The organism is Castellaniella sp. (assembly GCF_049651205.1).
In the GTDB taxonomy this organism is placed as follows: domain Bacteria; phylum Pseudomonadota; class Gammaproteobacteria; order Burkholderiales; family Burkholderiaceae_B; genus Castellaniella.
Genome location: NZ_JBASBR010000014.1, coordinates 42,221 through 63,510 on the forward strand (window position 1 = coordinate 42,221; position 21,290 = coordinate 63,510).

At 59.9% G+C, this 21,290-nt stretch carries 25 protein-coding genes and 1 pseudogene; 11 read left to right on the forward strand and 15 right to left on the reverse strand.

Features of this window, described 5'->3' with window-relative positions:
• Positions 1-79 precede the first annotated feature (79 nt).
• Positions 80-832 carry a hypothetical protein gene (locus WA928_RS10240; protein ID WP_424303007.1) on the reverse strand — a complete coding sequence of 251 codons (753 nt, stop codon included), beginning with the start codon at positions 830-832 and terminating at the stop codon, positions 80-82.
• Positions 833-921: 89 nt separating this feature from the next.
• On the opposite strand from WA928_RS10240, the gene WA928_RS10245 reads away from it, so the two are divergent.
• The 3 genes from WA928_RS10245 to WA928_RS10255 all read left to right on the forward strand — a co-directional run bounded on the left by WA928_RS10245 (position 922) and on the right by WA928_RS10255 (position 3,086).
• Positions 922-1,857, forward strand: a complete 936-nt coding sequence (locus WA928_RS10245; RefSeq protein ID WP_424303010.1) for a cupin domain-containing protein — start codon at positions 922-924, stop codon at positions 1,855-1,857.
• Positions 1,854-2,204, forward strand: coding sequence for an arsenate reductase (locus WA928_RS10250; RefSeq protein ID WP_424303013.1), 351 nt, complete (start codon positions 1,854-1,856; stop codon positions 2,202-2,204). The genes WA928_RS10245 and WA928_RS10250 overlap by 4 nt, the downstream gene beginning before the upstream one ends.
• Positions 2,205-2,513: 309 nt before the next feature.
• Positions 2,514-3,086 carry a YceI family protein gene (locus WA928_RS10255; RefSeq protein ID WP_424303016.1) on the forward strand — a complete coding sequence of 191 codons (573 nt, stop codon included), beginning with the start codon at positions 2,514-2,516 and terminating at the stop codon, positions 3,084-3,086.
• A gap of 66 nt (positions 3,087-3,152) precedes the next feature.
• Here the strand turns inward: WA928_RS10255 and WA928_RS10260 are convergent.
• Positions 3,153-3,221: pseudogene (locus WA928_RS10260) on the reverse strand (BrnA antitoxin family protein); the annotation flags it as partial.
• A 468-nt stretch (positions 3,222-3,689) separates the two neighbouring features.
• Between WA928_RS10260 and WA928_RS10265 the strand changes: the two are divergent.
• Together WA928_RS10265 and groL are read left to right on the forward strand one after the other, a co-directional pair.
• On the forward strand, positions 3,690-3,977 hold the full coding sequence (locus tag WA928_RS10265) for a co-chaperone GroES (protein ID WP_424303019.1): 288 nt from the start codon (positions 3,690-3,692) through the stop codon (positions 3,975-3,977).
• A gap of 37 nt (positions 3,978-4,014) precedes the next feature.
• Complete coding sequence (gene groL, locus WA928_RS10270) at positions 4,015-5,661, forward strand: chaperonin GroEL (RefSeq protein WP_424303022.1); 1,647 nt, start codon at positions 4,015-4,017, stop codon at positions 5,659-5,661.
• 140 nt (positions 5,662-5,801) lie between these two features.
• Here groL and WA928_RS10275 read toward each other — a convergent pair whose 3' ends face one another.
• Genes WA928_RS10275 through WA928_RS10295 form a run of 5 tightly spaced genes read right to left on the reverse strand, consistent with a single transcriptional unit; the run spans position 5,802 to position 10,241 of the window.
• A complete protein-coding gene (locus WA928_RS10275) occupies positions 5,802-6,527 on the reverse strand; it encodes an amino acid ABC transporter ATP-binding protein (protein ID WP_424303025.1) in 726 nt (241 codons plus the stop codon).
• A gap of 30 nt (positions 6,528-6,557) precedes the next feature.
• Positions 6,558-7,238: an ABC transporter permease subunit gene (locus WA928_RS10280; protein ID WP_417252708.1), complete on the reverse strand. Its 681-nt coding sequence runs from the start codon at positions 7,236-7,238 to the stop codon at positions 6,558-6,560.
• A 9-nt stretch (positions 7,239-7,247) separates the two neighbouring features.
• Positions 7,248-7,985, reverse strand: coding sequence for an amino acid ABC transporter permease (locus WA928_RS10285; RefSeq protein ID WP_424303028.1), 738 nt, complete (start codon positions 7,983-7,985; stop codon positions 7,248-7,250).
• Positions 7,982-8,911 carry a glutamate/aspartate ABC transporter substrate-binding protein gene (locus WA928_RS10290; RefSeq protein ID WP_424303032.1) on the reverse strand — a complete coding sequence of 310 codons (930 nt, stop codon included), beginning with the start codon at positions 8,909-8,911 and terminating at the stop codon, positions 7,982-7,984. Before WA928_RS10290 ends, WA928_RS10285 begins: the two co-directional genes overlap by 4 nt.
• Before the next feature lie 40 nt (positions 8,912-8,951).
• A complete protein-coding gene (locus WA928_RS10295; protein WP_424303035.1) occupies positions 8,952-10,241 on the reverse strand; it encodes a hypothetical protein in 1,290 nt (429 codons plus the stop codon).
• Between the two features lie 146 nt (positions 10,242-10,387).
• Here WA928_RS10295 and WA928_RS10300 point away from each other — a divergent pair, with 146 nt between their 5' ends.
• From WA928_RS10300 to WA928_RS10315, 4 genes are all read left to right on the forward strand, one after another.
• Complete coding sequence (locus tag WA928_RS10300) at positions 10,388-11,353, forward strand: LysR family transcriptional regulator (RefSeq protein WP_424303038.1); 966 nt, start codon at positions 10,388-10,390, stop codon at positions 11,351-11,353.
• Entirely contained in the window at positions 11,350-11,739 is a 390-nt protein-coding gene (locus WA928_RS10305) for a diacylglycerol kinase (protein ID WP_424303041.1), read from the forward strand. The genes WA928_RS10300 and WA928_RS10305 overlap by 4 nt, the downstream gene beginning before the upstream one ends.
• Before the next feature lie 20 nt (positions 11,740-11,759).
• Entirely contained in the window at positions 11,760-12,581 is an 822-nt protein-coding gene (gene pyrF, locus WA928_RS10310) for an orotidine-5'-phosphate decarboxylase (protein ID WP_424303044.1), read from the forward strand.
• A 136-nt stretch (positions 12,582-12,717) separates the two neighbouring features.
• Complete coding sequence (locus WA928_RS10315) at positions 12,718-14,184, forward strand: diguanylate cyclase (protein WP_424303047.1); 1,467 nt, start codon at positions 12,718-12,720, stop codon at positions 14,182-14,184.
• 3 nt (positions 14,185-14,187) lie between these two features.
• On the opposite strand, the gene WA928_RS10320 is transcribed toward WA928_RS10315, so the two are convergent.
• From WA928_RS10320 to ftsY, 7 genes are read right to left on the reverse strand one after another with little or no spacing between them, the layout of a single operon-like run.
• The gene (locus WA928_RS10320; RefSeq protein ID WP_424303050.1) at positions 14,188-14,691 is read right to left on the reverse strand and encodes a CinA family protein; all 504 of its coding nucleotides are present in this window, start codon (positions 14,689-14,691) and stop codon (positions 14,188-14,190) included.
• On the reverse strand, positions 14,691-15,215 hold the full coding sequence (locus tag WA928_RS10325; RefSeq protein ID WP_424303053.1) for a phosphatidylglycerophosphatase A family protein: 525 nt from the start codon (positions 15,213-15,215) through the stop codon (positions 14,691-14,693). Before WA928_RS10325 ends, WA928_RS10320 begins: the two co-directional genes overlap by 1 nt.
• Positions 15,208-16,191 (reverse strand): thiamine-phosphate kinase, encoded by a 984-nt coding sequence (gene thiL / locus WA928_RS10330; RefSeq protein ID WP_424303056.1) that lies wholly within the window; start codon positions 16,189-16,191, stop codon positions 15,208-15,210. The genes WA928_RS10325 and thiL overlap by 8 nt, the downstream gene beginning before the upstream one ends.
• A 13-nt stretch (positions 16,192-16,204) precedes the next feature.
• Positions 16,205-16,711: a transcription antitermination factor NusB gene (nusB, locus tag WA928_RS10335; RefSeq protein ID WP_417277402.1), complete on the reverse strand. Its 507-nt coding sequence runs from the start codon at positions 16,709-16,711 to the stop codon at positions 16,205-16,207.
• A complete protein-coding gene (gene ribH / locus WA928_RS10340) occupies positions 16,680-17,210 on the reverse strand; it encodes a 6,7-dimethyl-8-ribityllumazine synthase (RefSeq protein ID WP_417277401.1) in 531 nt (176 codons plus the stop codon). Before ribH ends, nusB begins: the two co-directional genes overlap by 32 nt.
• Before the next feature lie 15 nt (positions 17,211-17,225).
• Positions 17,226-18,410: a bifunctional 3,4-dihydroxy-2-butanone-4-phosphate synthase/GTP cyclohydrolase II gene (ribBA, locus tag WA928_RS10345; protein WP_424303060.1), complete on the reverse strand. Its 1,185-nt coding sequence runs from the start codon at positions 18,408-18,410 to the stop codon at positions 17,226-17,228.
• A 35-nt stretch (positions 18,411-18,445) separates the two neighbouring features.
• On the reverse strand, positions 18,446-19,669 hold the full coding sequence (gene ftsY, locus WA928_RS10350; RefSeq protein WP_424303063.1) for a signal recognition particle-docking protein FtsY: 1,224 nt from the start codon (positions 19,667-19,669) through the stop codon (positions 18,446-18,448).
• 61 nt (positions 19,670-19,730) lie between these two features.
• On the opposite strand from ftsY, the gene WA928_RS10355 reads away from it, so the two are divergent.
• The gene (locus tag WA928_RS10355) at positions 19,731-20,363 is read left to right on the forward strand and encodes an RsmD family RNA methyltransferase (protein WP_424303066.1); all 633 of its coding nucleotides are present in this window, start codon (positions 19,731-19,733) and stop codon (positions 20,361-20,363) included.
• Entirely contained in the window at positions 20,360-20,872 is a 513-nt protein-coding gene (gene coaD / locus WA928_RS10360) for a pantetheine-phosphate adenylyltransferase (RefSeq protein WP_417252721.1), read from the forward strand. Before WA928_RS10355 ends, coaD begins: the two co-directional genes overlap by 4 nt.
• A gap of 9 nt (positions 20,873-20,881) precedes the next feature.
• Here coaD and WA928_RS10365 read toward each other — a convergent pair whose 3' ends face one another.
• On the reverse strand, positions 20,882-21,265 hold the full coding sequence (locus WA928_RS10365) for an MOSC N-terminal beta barrel domain-containing protein (RefSeq protein ID WP_424303070.1): 384 nt from the start codon (positions 21,263-21,265) through the stop codon (positions 20,882-20,884).
• Positions 21,266-21,290: the final 25 nt, after the last annotated feature.

Below are 21,290 nucleotides of genomic sequence, written 5' to 3' on the forward strand. Positions count from 1 at the left end.
CATGGCTTAAGGCTGCAGCTTCCAACTTACAATAATTTAGCTGCAAACCCGCCGGCTGTGTAGCTCACACGCCCCGGCCCTACTTGTTAACCTTGCCAGGCAGTGACAAGTCTCCCGATGCGACCTTGAAGACATTGGCGACGCATAGCAATGGGCTGTGTACGCTGGCATTGACGCGCAGAGCGGCCGTTACACCATCGAAAGAGCCTCCTTCAACAGCGCTTATATCGTCGAACGGAACCCGCACGTTGACTGTCTTGTCCTTGAAAACCGGCGTCCAGCCCGGGCTGTCTATCAGGATGGGAAGACCAGGCCAGGTCTTGGGTACACGAGGCTTGGCGCCCTCGGGAATGTCGACAGCCTTCAGGGCATCTTTGCCGCAGGCCGCGTCGGGCTGCAAGACTACCCAGTGCGAGTGCCAAAGATCACCATCGTTGTCCAGCTTCCCGTCGCCGTTCTCGTCAAACAGCGGCGTGTCGTCAAAGTCGGGATGGGAGGTAACGGCAAAAGCGAGGATGCCGGCCTTCGCCTCAAAGCCGATCACGGAAGGATCCAGGCTGGTGGGCCAGACATATGAGAACACACTGCTGCCGGCGAGTTTGCCGGATTGTGCAGGCCGGAGGGCACCAGCTTCGCCAGAAACAGCCATTTGGAAAATAGCGGTCCGGCCTTCGCTGCTTATCCTGGTGCGGACGATATCAAACGACGCTTCGACGGCCGCGTCCGCCTTGGTGGTAATGCCGTGGGGATGGCCGACGTCTTGGGCCGATGCGTGCCCACCCAAGCCCGCCAACAACACGGCGAGAAGAGGAGATAAATTCAAAAGTTTCATGATCTGTCCTTTTTAAGGTTTGGTCTGTATGGACAGTATGGCTCGGCTTGCTATACGATTTGATCCAATAAATTCACAAAACATACCATATGGTTCAAATACAGGACTTACCTCCTATCGACCGCCTCTCGGGTATTCTCGAACGGTTCCGTGTGCAAGCCCAGTTGCACCACTCCGGCGCATTGTGCGGACTCAACCACTTCGACGCCTGCGATGGATATGGTTATCTGCATGTGTTGCGCCGCGGCCAACTGAAAGTGAGCCATCCCGGCGCGCGAGATGTGCCCGCGTCGATGGATTTCGATGAGCCGACCCTGTTGCTGTATCCACGGCCCCTCACCCATTGCTTCCACAATCCTCCAGCGGAGGGCTCTGATTTCACCTGCGCACGACTGAATTTCGAGGGTGGCTCATGCAATCCTCTCGCCCGGGCACTACCCTCTTTGATTGCGCTGCCGCTCGCGCGAGTGTCGGGCCTGGATCTCGCGCTCGAATTGCTGTTTGATGAAACCGACCGGGTGCGTTGCGGCCATCGGCTGCTAGTCGACCGGATCTTCGAGGTAGTTGTGATCCAGTTGATGCGCTGGCTGCTTGACCACCCGCAGGAAGCAGGGGTACGCCCCGGCTTCATTACCGGCTTGTCGGATCCGCGTCTGGCGCGTGCGCTGGTTGCCATGCACGACGCACCTGGCGAGCCGTGGCCGGTGGAACGCATGGCCGAATGCGCCTGCATGTCACGTACGGCCTTTGCCAATACCTTCCGTGAAGTCGTAGGCCAGACGCCGGCAGATTACTTGAATGACTGGCGCATGGCGCTTGCGCAGAATCGATTGCGCGAAGGGCAATCCATCAAGACCCTGACGGAAGAACTCGGGTATGCAAACCCTTCGGCGCTCTCGCGCGCCTTCTCGGCCAAAGTGGGGATGTCTCCTCGCGCCTGGCTGACAACCACAGCCGAGCCAACAGCACACACCATGAGCATCCAAGAAAAGATCCACACTTCAAGAATGAGCAATCCGACATGACAGTTACCATCTACGGCATCAAGAACTGCGACACGATGAAGAAGGCCTTCACGTGGCTTGATACGCAGGGCGTTGATTTCAAATTCCACGATTATCGCGTCGTGGGCATCACCCGCACCGAAGTCGCGGCATGGGTTGCCGAAGCAGGCCTGGACAAGGTGCTGAACAAGGCGAGCAGGACGTTCCGTGCCCTGCCTGAAGCGGTACGCAACGATCTGGATGAAGCCAGAGCGATCGACCTGATGGTCGCAGAGCCAACGATGATCAAGCGCCCGGTGCTGACGACACCGCACGGCATTGAAGTGGGTTTCAAGCCCGAGCGCTATGCAACGATTTTCGGGCTTTGATCGCGGCGGCAAACCATCTTGACGATCTCGTCGGGACGATTGCCGCAGCGAGCTGCCTGCACGATGCGGGCTTACCACCCAAATCCCTTGGCAATCACCCCGCGCAGATCCACACCAAACATTAGTGGGCTGGATCTTTTTGTGCGGCCCCGCCAAGCGGCACCCTGTCAATTTGAGAACTCTTTGATCCCAATCAACAAAAGCATCTTCAGCATGCGGCACCAGCGAAACGTTCCTATACACTGACAAAATCGGATTTATCGATAGCAATCGCCATCTCGGTTCGGTTCTTCTTAGAGGGGATTCCTCATGCGCACACGTCTCTTTGCGACCCTACTGGGGCTCTCGACATTGGCCTTTCAGGTTCAGGCCCAGAATGCCACCTACGTGGTCGAAGCGGATCACAGCTTTGTCACCTTCGCGGTTGTGCATAACGGCACATCCACCACCCGCGGGCGCTTCGATACAGTCACCGGCAGCATCCAGCTGGATCAGGCCGCCCAAAAGGGGCAGGCCAGCATCGTGATCGATATGAACTCAATCAACAGCGGCTCAACCGGCTTCGACGAGCACCTGCGCACCAAGGACTTCTTCGATACCAGTGCCTTTCCAACGGCCCGTTTCGAAAGCTCTGCCTTCACCTTTGAAGGAGATCGGGTCACCAGCCTGAGCGGCACGCTGACACTATTGGGTGTTCAGCAGCCAGTGGCACTGACAGCCAGCCACTTCAACTGCTATGCAAACAAACGCCTCCAGCGCGACGTCTGCGGCGGCGACTTCGAGGCCACGATCCAGCGCAGCCAGTGGGGCATGAACTTTGGGATACCCGGCATCCCGGATTCTGTCCGGCTGGAAATACAAATCGAGGCCATCAAGCAATAAGGCTGGTTTTGCTGCCTATGCGTGCTTCCTGGACACAGCTTTCTTCAGAACCTCATTCATCCGAGCCTACCAGCCTGGACCACCAGCCTTGAAGGCGTCGATCACAGCCTTGTCGTAGCGGATCGTCACGGCAACCTTTGGGTGTCGAACGCCACTGAGGTCTGAATCACCACTTCTTTTAAATCAGCAAGTTACAGAGAAACCACCATTGAGTCTCGACCAACCTGGTCGTTGAGTTTCAAACTTGCCGAATGGATCAGCATGAACGGCTAGTTTCGACCCAAAGCAGACGGTCGAAAGATCACTCTGATCCTGAGGATTCTCCCGCTATTCTTTGTTGAAAGCGCTATTCATGGAGCGAAGCGAAACCGGCTCCCGTAACAACTAGGTTTTATCACAGAGTCCCCGTAAAGGAAGTTCAAAACTCAGGGGCGTTCGACAGCGTTCGACATCAACATCCCTCACCAAATGTAACCGTGCCATCCCCTCCCTCTTGAAATCCCCGAAATCATCCCTATAATTAGCACTCGATGGGGTTGAGTGCTAACACCATGCACCAGCTCCCGCATTTTTCAATTTCTCTTTACAAACAGGAGTTCCTCCATGGCACTGCGTCCTTTGCACGATCGCGTGATCGTCAAGCGTCTGGACAACGAGCGCACCACAGCCTCGGGTATCGTCATCCCTGAAAGCGCCGCTGAAAAACCCGATCAGGGTGAAGTCCTGGCAGTTGGTCCCGGCAAAAAGACCGACGATGGAAAAGTCATCCCCGTCGACCTGAAAGTGGGCGACAAGGTTCTGTTTGGCAAATATGCCGGCCAGTCCGTCAAGGTTGATGGCGAAGAAGTGCTCGTCATCCGCGAGGAAGAAGTCCTCGCCGTGATCCTGTAAGCCTCCACACTGCTCATCTATACCAAGGAATTTCAACATGGCTGCAAAGCAAGTTTATTTCGGTGATGATGCCCGCACACGTATCGTGCGTGGTGTCAACATCCTGGCCAACGCCGTCAAGACCACCATGGGCCCCAAAGGCCGCAACGTTGTTCTCGATCGCTCGTTTGGCGCCCCCACCGTCACCAAGGACGGTGTGTCTGTTGCCAAAGAAATCGAACTGAAAGACAAGTTCGAAAACATCGGCGCACAATTGGTCAAGGAAGTTGCTTCCAAGACCTCCGACAACGCCGGTGATGGCACCACCACGGCCACCGTGCTGGCCCAGGCCATCGTCGAAGAAGGCCTCAAGTACGTAGCCGCCGGCATCAGCCCGATGGATCTGAAGCGCGGTATCGACAAGGCCGTTCTGGCCGCCGTCGACAGCCTGCATGCTCTGTCCAAGCCCTGCACCACCAGCAAGGCCATCGCTCAGGTGGGTTCCATCTCCGCCAACAGCGACGCCTCCGTGGGTGAAATCATCGCCAACGCGATGGACAAAGTGGGTAAAGAAGGCGTCATCACCGTCGAAGACGGCAAGTCGCTGGACAACGAACTCGACGTCGTCGAAGGCATGCAATTCGACCGCGGTTACCTGTCGCCCTACTTCATCAACAACCCGGACAAGCAAGTTTCCGTCCTGGAAGATCCGTACATCCTGATTTTCGACAAGAAGATCAGCAACATCCGTGATCTGCTGCCGGTACTCGAGCAAGTGGCCAAGTCCAGCCGTCCGCTGCTGATCGTGGCTGAAGACGTCGAAGGCGAAGCCCTGGCCACCCTGGTGGTCAACAACATCCGTGGCATCCTCAAAACCACCGCCGTCAAGGCGCCTGGCTTTGGCGATCGTCGCAAAGCCATGCTCGAAGACATCGCCATCCTCACGGGCGGCACGGTGATCTCCGAAGAAACCGGCTTGTCCCTCGAAAAAGCCACCCTCGAGCTGCTGGGCCAAGCCAAGCGCATCGAAGTCGCTAAAGAAAACACCACCATCATCGACGGTGCCGGCCAGTCCACCAACATCGAAGCACGCGTCAAGCAGATCCGTGCCCAGATCGAGGAAGCCACCTCCGACTACGACCGTGAAAAACTGCAAGAACGCGTGGCCAAGCTGGCCGGCGGTGTTGCCGTGATCCGTGTCGGTGCTGCCACCGAAATCGAAATGAAAGAGAAGAAGGCCCGTGTCGAAGACGCGCTGCACGCCACGCGCGCTGCCGTCGAAGAAGGCATCGTCCCGGGCGGCGGCGTGGCACTGATCCGTGCCAAGGCTGCTGTGGCCAAGGTCAAAGGCGACAACGTCGACCAGGAAGCAGGCATCAAGCTGGTACTGCGTGCCATCGAAGCCCCGCTGCGCACCATCGTCAGCAACGCTGGCGACGAAGCCAGCGTGATCGTCAACGCCGTTGAACAAGGCGAAGGCAATTACGGCTACAACGCTGCCACCGGCCAGTACGGCGACCTCGTCGAACAAGGCGTGATCGACCCCACCAAGGTGACCCGCACTGCGCTGCAAAACGCTGCGTCTGTGGCCAGCCTGCTGTTGACCACCGAAGCCGCTGTGGCTGAAATCGTGGAAGACAAACCGGCCCCCGCCATGCCCGACATGGGCGGTATGGGTGGCATGGGCGGCATGGGCGGCTTCTAAGCCATCCCGTCCTGCACAGCCGGCACTTCGGTGCCGGTTGTTACCGGTTAAAAACAAACCCCGCCAAGGCGCATGCCCGGCGGGGTTTGTTTTTGTGCCGCAACCTTGTGCCGCAGCGCTTTGCCACAGCACCAAAAGAATCAGTGGATGATTTTCTCCAGAAAATCCCGGGCACGATCGGATCGGGGCGCATTGAAAAACGCCTCAACCGTGTCGGTTTCGACGATTGTCCCGGCATCCATAAAGACGATTTTGTCAGCCACCTTGCGGGCAAATCCCATCTCGTGCGTCACGCACAGCATGGTCATGCCCTCTTGTGCCAACTCCACCATCACCGCCAATACCTCGTTGATCATCTCGGGGTCCAGCGCCGAGGTGGGCTCGTCAAACAGCATCACCTCCGGATCCATGCACAGCGAGCGGGCGATGGCCACGCGTTGCTGCTGCCCACCCGAGAGCTGGGAGGGATACTTTTGCGCCTGGGCAGACAGCCCCACACGCTCCAACAACGCCAAAGCCTTGCGCTTTGCCTCGGCCGAGGGCCGGCGCAGCACCTTCTCTTGTGCAATTGTCAGGTTTTGCAAGACCGACAGATGGGGAAAGAGCTCGAAGTGCTGAAACACCATGCCGATACGCTTGCGCAGGCTGGGCAGGCGGATATCGCCCGAGCGAATCGACTGGCCCTTGTACAAGATATCCCCCTCCTGAAACGCCTCCAGGCCATTGATCAGTTTGATCAGGGTGGATTTGCCAGAGCCCGACGGCCCGCAAAAAACGACGACTTCGCCAGCATTGACAGACACACTGCAGTTGCTGAGGGCCTGAAACTTGCCATACCATTTTGAAACATTATTGAGTTCAATCATCTCGGAATTCTCCGGGCAAAAATTTGAGGCTTATGCCTGACGCGTGCGGTGCTGCACCAGCTTGACCAGTGCGCTAAGGAGGGCGCAGATCGCCCAATACACAAAGCCTGCAAACAGCAGCATCTGCACCACTGTGCCGTCACGCTCGCCGATACGGACCGAGTTACTGAAGAAATCGCCCAAGGCAATCACATACACCAAAGACGTATCCTGGAAAATCACGATGCATTGCGTCAGCATGATGGGCAGCATCGCCCGAAACGCCTGCGGCAAAATGATGTGCCGAAACGACTGTAAAGCCGTCATGCCCAAGGCACGGGCAGCCTGAAACTGCCCAGCCGAAAGCCCCAGGATGCCGGCACGGATGATCTCGGCAAAAAAGGCAGCCTCCAGCATCGAGTACGCCACCATGGCCGATACCAGGCGGATATCGATGCTGGGCGAGAGATCAAACACTGCCTTGAGGATCTGCGGCACCACCAGAAAAAACCACAGCAGCAGCATCACCAGCGGAATCGAGCGAAACAGGGTGATGTAGGCTTGCGCACAGACATGCAGGCTGCGCACCTTGGAGACGGTTGCCATGGCCAGCACGGTGCCAAAGGCAATCCCGCAGGCAATGGCCACCAGCGTCACTTTAAAAGTGATCCAGGCACCCGCCGCCAAAATGGGCCACGCATCCAGCAATGAAGAAAAGTCAAAATACAGCATGGCTGGCTCCTATTCGCCCATCAGGCCTGGCCGCGCCGTCCAGCGGCGGATCAGGCTCATGATCTGAATAATCAGGAAATTAAGGACGACATACGCCAGTGTCACGAGGATGAAGGACTCGTAGGGCTGCGCGGTGTAATCCACCAGTTGCCGCGCCTGGCCGCTGAGCTCGAGCAACCCGATGGTGGAGGCCACTGCAGAGTTTTTGGAGATGATCAGAAACTCGGAGGTAAGCGGCGGCAAGATGCGCCGAAACACCTGCGGCAAAATAATATGCCGATAGGTTTGCACCAAAGTGAAGCCCATCGCCTGGCCCGCCTTTACCTGGCCAACCGCCAGCGCCTGGATCCCAGCCCGCAATTGCTCGCAGATACGCGAACCCGTATATACACCCAGTGCCAGCACGGACGTGACAAAAAACTGGGTCATGGGCGCCGCACTTTTGATGGCATCGCCCAAAGAAACCGGCAGCAGCTCGGGCACCACAAAGTACCAGATGAAAAACTGCACAATCAGCGGGATATTGCGAAAAATGGACACATACGTGACACTCGCCACCCGGGGCGTACGCCCAGGCAGCGTGCGCATCACGCCAAACAAGGTGCCCAGCGCCAGGGCCAGAATCCACGCACAGAAGGTCAGTGCTGTTGTCAGCAAAAAACCATGCAGGATCCAGCCCAGGTAGGTGCCGCCCTCGCCGGTGGCTACCGGCTCAAGCAGGACACCCCAGTTCCAGTGGTAATTCATTTCGCCTCAGGGTTGATCTTGTCGTTGGGCTGGGCAAACAAACGCTTCATGGCATCCGACATCGGGAAATCCAGGTTGACCTGCTTGGGCGGGATTGGGGTCATGAACCACTTTTTATAGATCTCCGCACCCTGGCCCGAGGTTTCAACCTTGGCAATGGTCTGATCCACCAGCTGCTTCATTTGCGTATCACCCTTGCGAACCATGCAACCGTAGGCTTCATAAGACTGCGGTGTGCCGGTGATGACGTAGTCTTGCGGGTTACGCGTTTTGGCGCGTTCTCCGGCCAGCAGCGCATCATCCATCATCATCGCCTTGGCCCGCCCGGTGGACAGCGTCAGGAAAGACTCGGAGTGGTCTTTGGCACTGATGATCCGCATGTCCATTTTTTCATCCACATTCAGCTTGCGCAAAATGATTTCGGATGTCGTGCCAGCGCCCACCACCACGGTTTGGCCCTTGAGGTCGCTGAAGTCTTTGATGCCGGAGTCTTTCTTGGCCAGCAGACGGGTACCGATGATGAACAGGCTGTTGGAGAAAGCCACCTGCTTCTCGCGCGAGGCATTGTGCGTGGTGGTGGTGCACTCAAAATCGATGGTGCCGTTTTGCAGGAGCGAGATCCGGTTTTGCGAGGTAATCGGCAACCAGCGCACATTAAGGTTGGGCAGGTTCAGGGTTGTGCGCAGGTTATCCAGCACATGTTTGGTGAAGTCGATGGAGTAACCGATGGGTTGCTTGGCATCGTCATAGTAAGAGAACGGGATCGAGGCTTCACGAAAGCCCACCACCACTGTTTCATCGTTCTTGATTTTTTCCAGCGTGCCGGTGAAATCGGCAGCCAGGGCCAAGCCGGGCAAGAACCCCGCGATCAGCGAGGCAGCCGCCGCCTGGCGGGCAACTTCCGTGAGTGAAAAAGTGCGTTTCATGGTGTGTCTCCTGGTGTTGTGTTATTGGGCGTGTTGGGGATTAATCGGCATCAAGCAGCGCACTCACGTCGATGAGATACATCTGGCGTTGATGTTCATGCACAGAATCAATACAAACCTGCCGCCCGTCGCGGCTCCACCGCGGGTGCAGGTCGCAGCGGTTTTCCTTGCGCAAATCGGGGTCTGTATAAAAACTGCCCAAATCATGACGCACCTGCTTGTCGCAGTCGTACAAAATCAGGATACGTTCGTTGGTGTCGGGATCCGGATAGGTATCGGTCAGCAGCCAGCGGGGGTTTACCGGTGAGAACGTCATGTGGCCGTTTTCGGTGAGGATGCCCTTGCCGATGATCTCTACGCGGCCCTGGTCGGCATCCTCGTAGAGATGATAATGAATGCTGCCATTGTGGGGTGCCCAGACAATGATGTGGTGGTCATCCCGCCACAAGGGGTGCGAGATCTGGTATTCCGACTTTTCGTAATCGTAGGTACCCACCGCATTGGGGTCAAAATCATCGGCCAGTTGCGGCAAGGGATGATCCGAACACTCCAGCAACCGCATATTGCCGCCATCCGGATCCATCGTGATCAGGCGGTGCAAGAAGCAGGTTTCGTCCTCGACACGTTCTGTCCAGCGGTGCAGAAAGAGAATCCGCGACGAGGCCGGATTGATCTCGATGTGGCTCACCCAATGCAGGGCTTTGTCCATTGACGGGCGATGATGAAAACGGCGCAAATCGGCATAACTGACCAGCAAGGTGGTTTCGCCGCTGGCCAGGTCAATCGAATGGATACCGTCGTCTTCCGGATACAGCGGCAAATCTTGACGCCGGCCAGCGGGCTCGCTGTAGCCGATAGTTTCGTGGGTGACATACAGGCGGCTGTAATCCACACTCAGCGCATAGCGGCTATTGGGCGCAGCCACGTAAATCGGGCAATCCAGGTAACGGGTGTAGCCGGTTTCAATATGGTGGATAGCCGAGCCAAAGCCTGGATACGGGCCCTGGGCAGACGCCCGGCGCACGTTGTAGATCATCTGCAAGCCATCGGCACCGTCCAGCCACTGCAGCTGGCAACCCATCTGCCAGTTCCAGGCCGTGGTCTGGCCACAGACATGGTAGCGATCCTGATCCGCGGTATCAAAATAGCCCACCTCGGCCTGCAGATCCGGCGTGAGATCCGCCGTCATCATTTCCACCTGGTTGGCCAACACAAGACGGTCCGCCTTATCCCACACCGTTTTGTCGTAATAGCCAAAAAAATGATGCAGGGATCCGTCGCCAAGGCGGCGAACAGAGCAGAAGTGCGCAGAAGAAGATTGGAACGTCATGTCGGCGGGATCGTCAGAAAAAGAGGAAGCGTGAGGCCTTAAGCAACACGGATTCAAACGATTATAGGGATCGACATCCATCCGGGATAATTCTATTTTTCGCCTATACTATTCAATATTGATATACATAATCCGAGTCCTTTCCTATGGCTAGATCTCTGAATTTCCAGCAGATTCAGGCTTTCAAGGCGGTGATGGAAACCGGCACCACCACGCGAGCCGCGCAGGTGCTGAACACCACGCAACCGTCCATCAGCCGCCGCCTGTCCGAGTTGCGCCTGGCCACCGGCCTGGAGCTGTTCGATATCTATAACGGGCGGCTGCGGCCCACCCGCGAAAGCCGTCAGCTGTATGAGTCTGTCCGGCGTCACTTCGAAGGCCTGGAAAAAATCGAAACCGCGGTACACGTGCTGCGCAAATCAGGCACCGGCGTCTTGCGTATTGGCAGCACCCCCACCCTGGCCGCGGGCCTGCTGCCTGACGTCATGGCTGAATTCACCCGGCAAAACCCCGAGGTCTACATCAGCCTGCAAACATTCGGCACGGCGCAGTTGCGCGACTACCTCAGCCAGGGCCTGATCGATTTCGTGCTCACTACCGGGCATATCGAAAACGCCGAGGTATCTTCCACCCGCCTGCTCAGCACCCAGGCCGTGTGCGTGCTGCCTTCGGGGCATCCTCTGGCCAAACAGCGCAGCCTCAGCCTCGAGCACCTGCAAGCACACCGCCTGGTGCTGCTGGACGATAACGATGACATCATGGTGGCCATGCGTGCGCGGCTACGCACAGGCAAGCAGCAAGAAGACACCTTGGTTGAAACCAACTCTTCACTCACCATCTGTGCCCTGGTGGCCGCCGGCGTAGGGGTGGGCGTGGTGAACCCCTTTGTGGCCAATACCTTCGCCGGGCAACTGGCCGTGCGAGAACTGCGCCCCGCCATTCCGGTGGATGTCACATTGGTGCGCTCGGTGGCGCTGGCGCCTTCAATGCTGGCCAACCGGTTTGTCGAGCTCCTGACCCGGCAAACCCTGCCCGACCCCGTCAACAGCAATCGCGCCGCCGACCAGCAATCCTCTACAATGCACCCACCATCCACACCCACCACACCATGACCTCACCTTCTCCCTACAAAAGCACGGGCGGGCTGCAGCGCATTGTGCGGGCGTTTCGGTATTCCATGCAGGGCCTGGGGGCCGCCTGGCGCCACGAGGCCGCGTTTCGGCAGGAAGCCGTACTGGCAGCCATATTGATCCCGCTGGGCCTGTGGTGGGGCCATACGCCCCTCGAGCGCCTGCTGCTGACAGGCATGATAGTGGGCGTACTGATCATCGAGCTGCTGAACTCGGCCATCGAAGCCCTGGCCGATGCCATCAGCACTGATCACCATCCCTTGCTTGGCCGCGCCAAAGACATTGGCAGTGCAGCGGTACTGCTGATGCTGCTGCTTACTGCCGCCACCTGGGCCTGCGTACTGATCCCACGCTGGGTATCCACCTAGCTTCCTGACTTCTCAAAACCATGACCCTACCCTTTACTGAAAAGCTGGCCCGCGCCTGGCACTACCAGGATTCTCAACTAATGGTGGGGCTGGATCCCGACCTGCGCCGGTTTCCCGCCGATCTGGCCAACCGCCCGGATGGCGTGCTGATGTTTTGCAAGGGGATTGTCGATGCCACGGCGCCCTTTGTGTGCGGCTTCAAGCCACAGATCGCTTATTTTGCAGCCCTAAGGGCCGAAGACCAGTTGCAAGACCTGTGCGACTACATCCGCACGCAGTACCCCGACCGGGTGCTGGTGCTGGATGCCAAGCGTGGCGATATCGGCAGCACGGCCACCCAATACGCCCGCGAGGCCTTCGAGCGCTATCAGGCCGATGCCGTTACCGTCAATCCATACATGGGACGCGACTCCGTCCAGCCGTACATTGATTACGGCGACCGCGGAGTCATCATTTTGTGCCGCACATCCAACCCGGGCGGGGCCGATTTGCAGGATATGCGCCTGTCCAACGGCACGCCGCTGTATCTGCACGTGGCCGACCAAGTCGCGCGGTTCTGGAACACCCAGGGCCAATGCGCGCTGGTGGTGGGCGCCACGTTTCCGGATGAAATCGCCCAGGTACGCCGCCGGGTGGGCGACATGCCGCTGCTGATCCCGGGCATCGGCGCCCAGGGGGGCGACATTCCGGCCACCGTACGTGCCGGGCGCACTGCCCAGGGCACGGGGATGATGATCAACTCGTCGCGCGCCATTTTGTATGCACGCAACGACGAGCAATGGGCACAAGCTGCCGGCCAGGCAGCACAGTCCACGCGCGATGCGATCCGCCAGGCCCTCTGAGAACTGTTGCAAGAAAACAAAAGATTATGCGGAAAACGCATAGTTACGACTATCTACTTCTAACCACCACATAAGTCTCATTAAGATGCTCGGAAAATACTACTGAAATTATTTGTTTCAGTAAAATCGACCGATCATGTCAGGCATCTTCTCCCGTGGCCAGTTTGGTACGCGACAACTGCTGCGGGTCGTTCCGATTGCGGTTATCGCATATTTACTGATCGACATCAGTCTTATGCTCCAGCCCACGTTCGGGCCGGTGGGCTTCTGGCCGGCCACCGCGCTGCTGGCCGGGATGCTGCTATGTCTGCCCCGAAAATGCCAATGTCTGGCCTGGCTGATGCTGGTGCCGAGTGTGCTGCTGGCCTACGGATTCTGGTATCACAACGCCGCCACAGCCATGGCCAACACGGCAGTGGATCTCAGCGGGGTGTTCGTGGTCTGGTTCTTGCTGGCCCGTGTCTGGCAACTGGAGCATCTGCGTACACACAAGGCCATCACCAAGATTCTGGTGGCCAGCCTGGCGGCCTCGGCAAGTACCGCCCTGGCAGGCCTGCTGATACACATCTGGCCACACGCGCCCCTGCGCACCGCCACCGAGGTACTGCTGCGCCAGTGGCTGGGTTACAGCACGCTGCTACCCGTATGCCTGCTGTGGTTTACCGCCCTGCGCAAGTACATACAACACGACAGGCGCCATCCTCATACGCATCCCATCAAAGACGCTCAGTTTGTGCGCACGCCCTGGCCCATCCTGTTGCTGGTATTGGCCGAGACCCTGGCCATCGGGCTGGGCGGCCCAGGTGCGATTGCGTTTCCCATCCCTGCGCTGCTGCTCTGTGCATACGCCTACCAGCAACGCACCACGGCCTGGCTGACCCTCGTGGCCGCCATGGGTGTGATGGCGGCGGATTCTCAAGAGTGGGGCCTGATATTGTCCAACCAGGGTTCGATCCTGGATCAGATCTCCTTGCAGATCGGCCTGCAGCTGATGGTGGCCACGCCGCTACTGGCGTCAGGCTCGCTGGCAGCCCGCAACGATCTGGTGCTGGCGCTTAACCAGGCGCTGGATCACGACGACCTTACCCATGCCCTGGCGCGCCAGGCGTTTATCCGCGGGGCCACCGAATACCTGCATCAATCACCCGCAGCCCCCCGTGGCAACGGCGTGGTGATGATGGATATTGATCATTTCAAAACCCTGAACGACAGCCACGGCCACGCAGCGGGCGACAAAATATTGAGAGAATTTGCACGGGCGGTGCACGACGCCATCCGCCCGGATGATCTGTTTGGACGCCTGGGCGGGGAAGAATTCGGGCTGATCCTGCCCGACACACCACCCGAAGACTGCCTGCAGGTGGCCGAACGCCTGCGCCACCGTATCGAAAGCATTCGTCTGTATCACAACAGCGACGAGCCGCTGCAAATTACCGTGAGTGTCGGGGTGGTGCATGATCGCCAGATGCCCGAAGCCAGCTTCAGCGCCTTGTTAGCTACCGCCGATCAGGCCATGTATCTTGCCAAGCGAAATGGCCGCAATCAAGTCAAGCACCTGACCCCCGGCCAGATGCGTGACCTCAGCCCGGCACCCACGCTATAAATTTTATTTTTGGCGCATGTCTTCTAGTGCCCACTGCAGGGCAAAGCGCACAGAGGCCATGCGCACGGCCTCGCGGTCGCCCTCAAAGACACGGGTGATGGCCCGGGTGGTAATGCCTGCTGCTGCGCGTCGCGCAATGCCAAAACACACCATGCCCACCGGCTTGCCGGGGGTGCCACCATCGGGGCCGGCAATGCCGGTGGTAGACAAGGCCAGGTGCGCAGCACCCACCACCGCCAGCACGCCACCCGCCATTTCCATGGCGGTTTGTTCGCTGACGGCGCCATGGTGCTTGAGGGTATCGGCCGACACCTGCAACTGCTGCACCTTGGCCGCATTGCTGTAGGTGACAAAGCCCTGGTTAAACCACTGGCTGGCCCCCGGGCACGCTGTGATGGCACCCGCCAGCAAACCGCCAGTGCAGGATTCGGCTGTGGCGCACCACTGGCCGGATGCCCGCAGTGCAGCGCCAAACTCGCCCGCCAGGGCCCGTAGATCACGATCCATCACAACACCCCCACGCGCAGCAGTATCGCCACCACCAGTAAAGTATAAAAGGCGGCAAAGATATCGTCGATCATCACGCCAAAGCCGTTTTTGCAGCGGCGATCCAGCACACTGACAGGCGGTGGCTTGAGGATGTCAAACACCCGAAACACCGCCACCCCCACCAGTTGCGACAAAAACCCGGTGGGGATCAGCCACAACACCAGCCAGATGGCGACGATTTCATCCCAATTGATGCCGCCGTGGTCGGCCACACCCAGTTGCTGATTGCAGCGTTGCGCTGCCCAGCAACCCAGCCCAAACGACAGCAGCAGCACCACCGCCACCACGCCATCCGGCAAGCCTTGCAGCAACACCACCCACAGCAGCCAGCCCAGCAACGTGCCCCAGGTACCGGGGCCCGGGTGGATCAGACCAGAGCCGAAACCAAACGCCAGGATGCGCTCGGGGCGTCCGAATACCCAGGCAGCGCTGGGGCGCAAGGATGGCTGCTTGTCTGCAGACGAGGCCTGTGGCTCAGCCATGATCCGGATTGCCGGAGAAGTGATCGAAGCCGCGCCGGGTAACCGGAATCTCCTGGCCCCCGGTATCCAGCACACGCAGGCCCTGGCCACGACGCACCACACCCACCCGCGATAAAGGCAGATCCAGCTGGCGCGACAGAATCTCGATTTGCTCGCGGCGACGCGTGTGCGCGGTAAAGCATAGCTCGTAGGCATCGCCTCCCGCCAGCAGTGCATCCTCGCGGATTTTGGGGGGCAAACCCTGCAACACGGGGTTGGGCGGCAGGGTATCCAGCCAGACATCGGCCGCACACTGGCTGGCCTTGAGAATATGGCCCAGATCCTGCAACAGGCCGTCTGAAATATCGATGGCGGCATGGGCCACACCCGCCAGATACCGCCCCAGCTCCAGGCGCGGCGTTGGGCGCTGCAAAAACGGCAACGCCGCCTTGAGGCGGGCGTCGTCTGCCGGCAACCGGCCCTGTGCCAGGCGTAGGGCAATATCAGCGGCACCCAGTGTGCCCGACACCCAGATATCATCGCCCACACGGGCAGCATCCCGACGCAAGGCCTGGTGGCGGCGCACCTGCCCCATCACCGTGATGCACAACACCACGCCAGTGGCCCCGCCAGTGGTATCACCGCCCACCAGTGGACACTGGGCCTCTTTGGCAAGCGCGTGAAAGCCTTCGGAGAAGCCCTGCAGCCAGGCTTCGTCTACCCGCGGCAAAGACAGCGCCAGCGTGCAGGCCAGCGGGCGCGCACCCATGGCGGCAAGGTCGGACAAATTGACAGCCAGGGCCTTGTGCCCCAGTTGCCGGGGGTCGGCGTCTGGAAAAAAATGACGGCCTTCGACCAGCATATCGGTGCTGACGGCCAGCTCGCAGCCCTGAGCGGGCGAGAGCAGCGCACAATCGTCACCCACCCCCAGCATGCCGCTGGGCGCCGGGCGCCGAAAGTAGCGCTCGATGAGACTGAATTCGCCTGAAGCCGTCATGGCATCACGCACCCTAGTGGCGCGGCGCAGACTGGATTTCGGTGCTGCGCACTTGGGCGGCCAGCTTATCCAGCACCCCGTTGACAAAGCGATAGCCATCCGTGCCGCCAAAGGACTTGGCCAGCTCGACGGCCTCGTTGATGGCCACGCGGTAGGGAACCTCGAGGTGATGAATGAGCTCGAAGCTGCCAATCAGCAGCACGGCGTGCTCGATGGGCGAGAGTTCTTCGAGGGGGCGATCAATGTAGGGGACAAACTGCTGGCGCAGGGCGTCGGCCTGGGTGGCCGCGCCTTGCAGCAAGGTTTGATACCACTGCGTATCAGCCTGGGCGAAGTCTTCGCCATCACGCACATGGGCGTCGATGGCGCCGAGCTCGCCTAAATCCTGGCCGCCGCGCAGCAGCCACGCGTACACCCCCTGAAGGGCAAACTCGCGGGCCATGCGGCGGGCACTGCGGGCGCCCGAGCGCCCGTTGCGTGCCTTGGCATCAGTCATCGACGTCCTCTTCGAAGTCGTCATCGTCGTCATCATCTTCTTCGTCGTCCTCGTCTTCGAGTTCGGGCTCGAGGGCGGACACCAGATTGGCCATTTCGACAGCGGCACGGGCGCAATCGCGGCCTTTATCGGCGGCGCGCACATTGGCTTGCTCGTCGGTATCGGCGGTAAGCACGCCATTGGCCACCGGGATACCGGTTTCGAGGGCGATGCGGCTGATCGCCGAGGCAGACTCGTTGCTGACGATTTCGAAGTGATAGGTTTCACCACGGATCACGGCACCCAGGGCAATCAGGGCGTCGAACTCGAAGGTTTCGGCCATGGTAGCCAGGGTGACGCCAAGCTCGAGGGCACCGGGTACGGTAACCACCATGACGTCGCGCTCGTCTACACCCAGGGCCGCGAGCTCGTCGAGGCAGGTTTGGAGTTCGGCTTCGCCAATGGGAGCATTGAAGCGGGAACGCACGATGCCGATGTGCAGGCCTTCGCCGTTAAGATCGGGGGTCATCACATAAGGGTTCATAGTCGTGATTCCATGTCAGTGAGAGGCGTCGGGAACGCCGGGTTCATTATGGTACCCCGTAATGGTCAGGGAAAACCCCGCCATGCTGGGCATTTTACGCGGACGCGCCAGCAAGCGGGCCTTGCCCACACCCAGATCGCGCAAAATCTGCGCACCGATGCCAAATGTGCGCAAACCATGACGCTCGCCATCAGGCACGGCCGGGGTGCTGGGGGCACCATCAGGGCTGCGCGCCCAGGCATCAAACTGGGCAAACAGAAGGTCGGCCTCGCCATGGCAGTTAAGCAGCACCAGTACACCACTGGGGGCGGCCGCAATGGTGCGCAGGGCTTCGGGGATCGTCCAGCTGTGGCTGGTGGCGCCCTCGCACAGCAGGTCAAGCACGCTGGTGGGCTCGTGCACACGCACCAGGGTGTCGTAATCGGCCTGGATCTCGCCATGCACCAGTGCCAGATGGGGCGCATTGGATGCCCGATCGCGGTAGGCCACGGCCTTGAATTCACCCCAGGGGGTAGTCACGTTGCGCTCGACCAGGCGTTCGACCATGGTTTCGTGCTCGCTGCGATACTGGATAAGATCGGCAATGGTGCCGATCTTGAGCTGATGCGCCTGCGCAAACTGGATGAGATCGGGCAAACGCGCCATCGTGCCGTCGGGCTTGAGGATCTCGCAGATGACGGCCGCAGGGGTAAGCCCCGCCATGGCGGTGAGATCGCACCCGGCCTCGGTGTGGCCGGCGCGCACCAGCACGCCACCGGGCACCGCGCGCACCGGGAAAATATGCCCCGGTTGCACGAGATCGGCCGGACGTGCATCGCGGGCCACCGCGGCCTGGATGGTGCGCGCGCGGTCGGCCGCGGAGATGCCTGTGGTGACGCCTTCGGCGGCCTCGATGGACACCATGAAATTGGTGCCGTAACGGGTGCCATTTTGGTTGGACATCACGGGCAGCTGCAGCTGCTCGCAGCGCTGCTGGGTAAGGGTGACACACACCAGGCCACGGGCGTGGGTGACCATGAAGTTGATGGCATCCGGGGTGACAAAATCGGCGGCCAGGACGAGGTCGCCCTCGTTTTCGCGGTCTTCTTCGTCTACCAGAATCACCATGTGCCCGGCGCGCAGCTCGGCCACGATCTCTTGCACGGGAGAAATTTCAAAAGGCGCGGCGGCGCTGGGCGCGCGCCCGGTATCGGTACTCATGTCAACACTGTCCAGATAAAAGGTTGAGAATCATTTTAACGACTCCCCAGCAAGGCCTCGGCAAATTCGGCCGCCACAAAGGGTTGTAGGTCTTGCATGGCTTCGCCCACGCCGATCCAGTACACCGGCACCGGCCGCACGCCCTGGCTGCCGGCCGCCACTGCGGCCAGGGTACCCCCCTTGGCCGTGCCATCCAGTTTGGTGACAATCAGGCCTGTCAGACCCAGGGCCGCATCAAAGGCACGGATTTGCGCCAGGGCATTTTGGCCGGTATTGCCATCCACCACCAGCAGTACTTCGTGGGGTGCGCTGGGATCAGCCTTGCTGATCACCCGCTTGATCTTTTTCAGCTCTTCCATCAGATGCAGCTGCGTGGGCAGGCGCCCGGCCGTATCCACCAGCACCACATCAGCCGAGCGAGCACGCCCGGCATTGACGGCATCAAAGGCCACGGCGGCGGGGTCTCCGCCCTCTTGGGCGATCACGGTGACACCGTTGCGACTGCCCCAGGCCACCAATTGCTCGCGGGCGGCTGCACGGAAAGTATCGCCTGCAGCCAGCAGCACACTGGCCTTGCGGGCCTGCAAGGCATGGGCCAGCTTGCCAATCGACGTGGTTTTGCCCGCACCGTTGACACCGGCAATCATCACCACCATCGGGGTGGCTTCGCCCACAACAAAGGGCTTTTCCAGCACTTTCAGGTGATTGGCCAAAATGTCCTTGAGGGCATCGCGCACTGCCTCGGGCTGATCCAGCCGCTGCTTGCGCACGCGTGTACGCAAGGCAGAAATCAAGGTCTCGGTGGCATCCACCCCGGCATCGGCCATGATGAGAGCGGTTTCCAGTTCTTCGAACAGGGCTTCGTCTACCTTAACGCCCACAAACAGGCCACCCAAACTTTGGCCAGTGCGCGACAAACCATGGCGCAGACGCGACAACCAAGAACCGCCCCCGGCCTCGCCAGAGGCTTGCTTCTCATCCTGATCCAGGCGTGCCAAAGGATCCGCCTCCAGGTCCACCGACGACCACGGATCCGGCGGCTGGGCGGGCTCATCCGCGGCAACCGCCGGGATTTCGATGGGAACCACGGGCACAACTTCGGGCAATGGCGGCTGGCCAGCGCTGGTTGCCAGGGTTTCGGGCGGCAACTCGGTGGGCGCCACCGGAGCGATTTCGGGGGTGTCTTGCGTGATATCCGCCACCGCATCGGCAACAGGCGCCTCGGGAGAAGATTTCTTGCGTTTAAAGAAACTGAACATAGGCTTTAAACTGAGTAATTTGGCGGGTGCCCAACGCCGCACAGATTTTGACGGGCTGCGCATGAAAAAACATCAGATCCGTATTGTAGGCGGTCAGTACCGCCGCACACCGATTTCCGTGGTTGACGGCGATCACCTGCGCCCCACGCCCGACCGCGTGCGTGAAACGCTGTTCAACTGGCTACAGCATTTCTGGGCCGGTGATTTTGCGTCGCGCCGCGTGCTTGATCTGTTTGCCGGCTCGGGCGCCCTGGGTTTCGAGGCCGCCTCGCGCGGGGTCGCGCTGGCTCAGCTGGTCGAGCGCGCGCCCGGCACATTGGCCGCGCTGCGTGCCGTACAGGCCCGCCTGCAAGCACCGGCCATCCACATCCATGCGGGCGACGCCGAGGCCTATTTGCAATCGCTGCCCCAGGCCTCGTTTGATCTGGTGCTGCTGGATCCCCCGTTTGGCGGCCAGTGGATTCAACGCTTGCAACCACTGCTATCGCGTGCACTGGTGCCCGGCGGCCTGCTGTATCTCGAGTCCGAGACCACCAACCTCTCCTGGCCTGATCCCTGGCCCCTGCTGCGCCAGGGCCGGGCCGGGCAAGTGCATTACTCACTGCGACAATTTGCTGCAACGCAAAAAACTGGCAATAATGGCTTTTCGGCGCCCCTGCCGGACACCTCTCACTCCCTATCGGAGAGCGCATGATTACTGCTGTCTACCCCGGAACCTTCGACCCCCTGACACGAGGTCACGAAGACCTCGTGCGCCGCGCAGCCGGCCTGTTCGACCAGGTAGTGGTGGGCGTAGCAGTCAGCCAAAACAAGAAGCCGTTTTTCTCTGTGCAAGAGCGCCTGGAAATCGCCGAAGAAGTGCTGGGACACTATCCCAATGTACGTGTGCGCAGCTTTGGTGGCTTGCTTAAGGATTTTGTACGCGAGCAAGAAGCCCGCGTGATTGTGCGTGGCCTGAGGGCGGTATCCGATTTCGAATACGAGTTTCAGATGGCCGGCATGAACCGCCACCTGCTGCCCGAAGTAGAAACCTTGTTCATGACACCCTCGGATCAATACCAGTTCATCTCCGGAACCATCGTGCGCGAGATCGCCATCCTGGGTGGGGACGTCAGCAAGTTTGTGTTTCCCTCGGTAGAGCGCTGGCTGCACACCAAAGCCAAGGCCCTGCGCGAGCAACGTGCCGCCAGCGGTGAAGCCTGAGCCTCTGTCTTACCGATCCGGCCAGGCCACAGTGCCGGCCTCGGGGTGCACTTTCAACAAGCGGCAGGGCTGGCCCAGGTAATCGGTAAACCACGCGGCCGCCAGCTCGCCTTCATCGACGGCACGCACTGCCTGGCCCGACACCTTCGCAGTAGCCTCGACACTGGCATCGTCCTCGATCACATCCAGCGGGATATCCAGGCGCAGCATGCCCGGGGCACGCAACACCAGATAACCAAACCGCAGCTGCAGCTGCAACTGTGCCAAAGCCGGCGCCTGGCTGGCGTTCAGCCAGGCGTTCTGGGCATCCACCACCAGCCAGCGGCGGTCGTAGTTGGTGGCATCGGCCGCTGCGGGGGCGCCGGCAACGGGTTCGGTGTGGCTTGCATCCATGTGAAAATTCCTTGCGTCAGGGTTG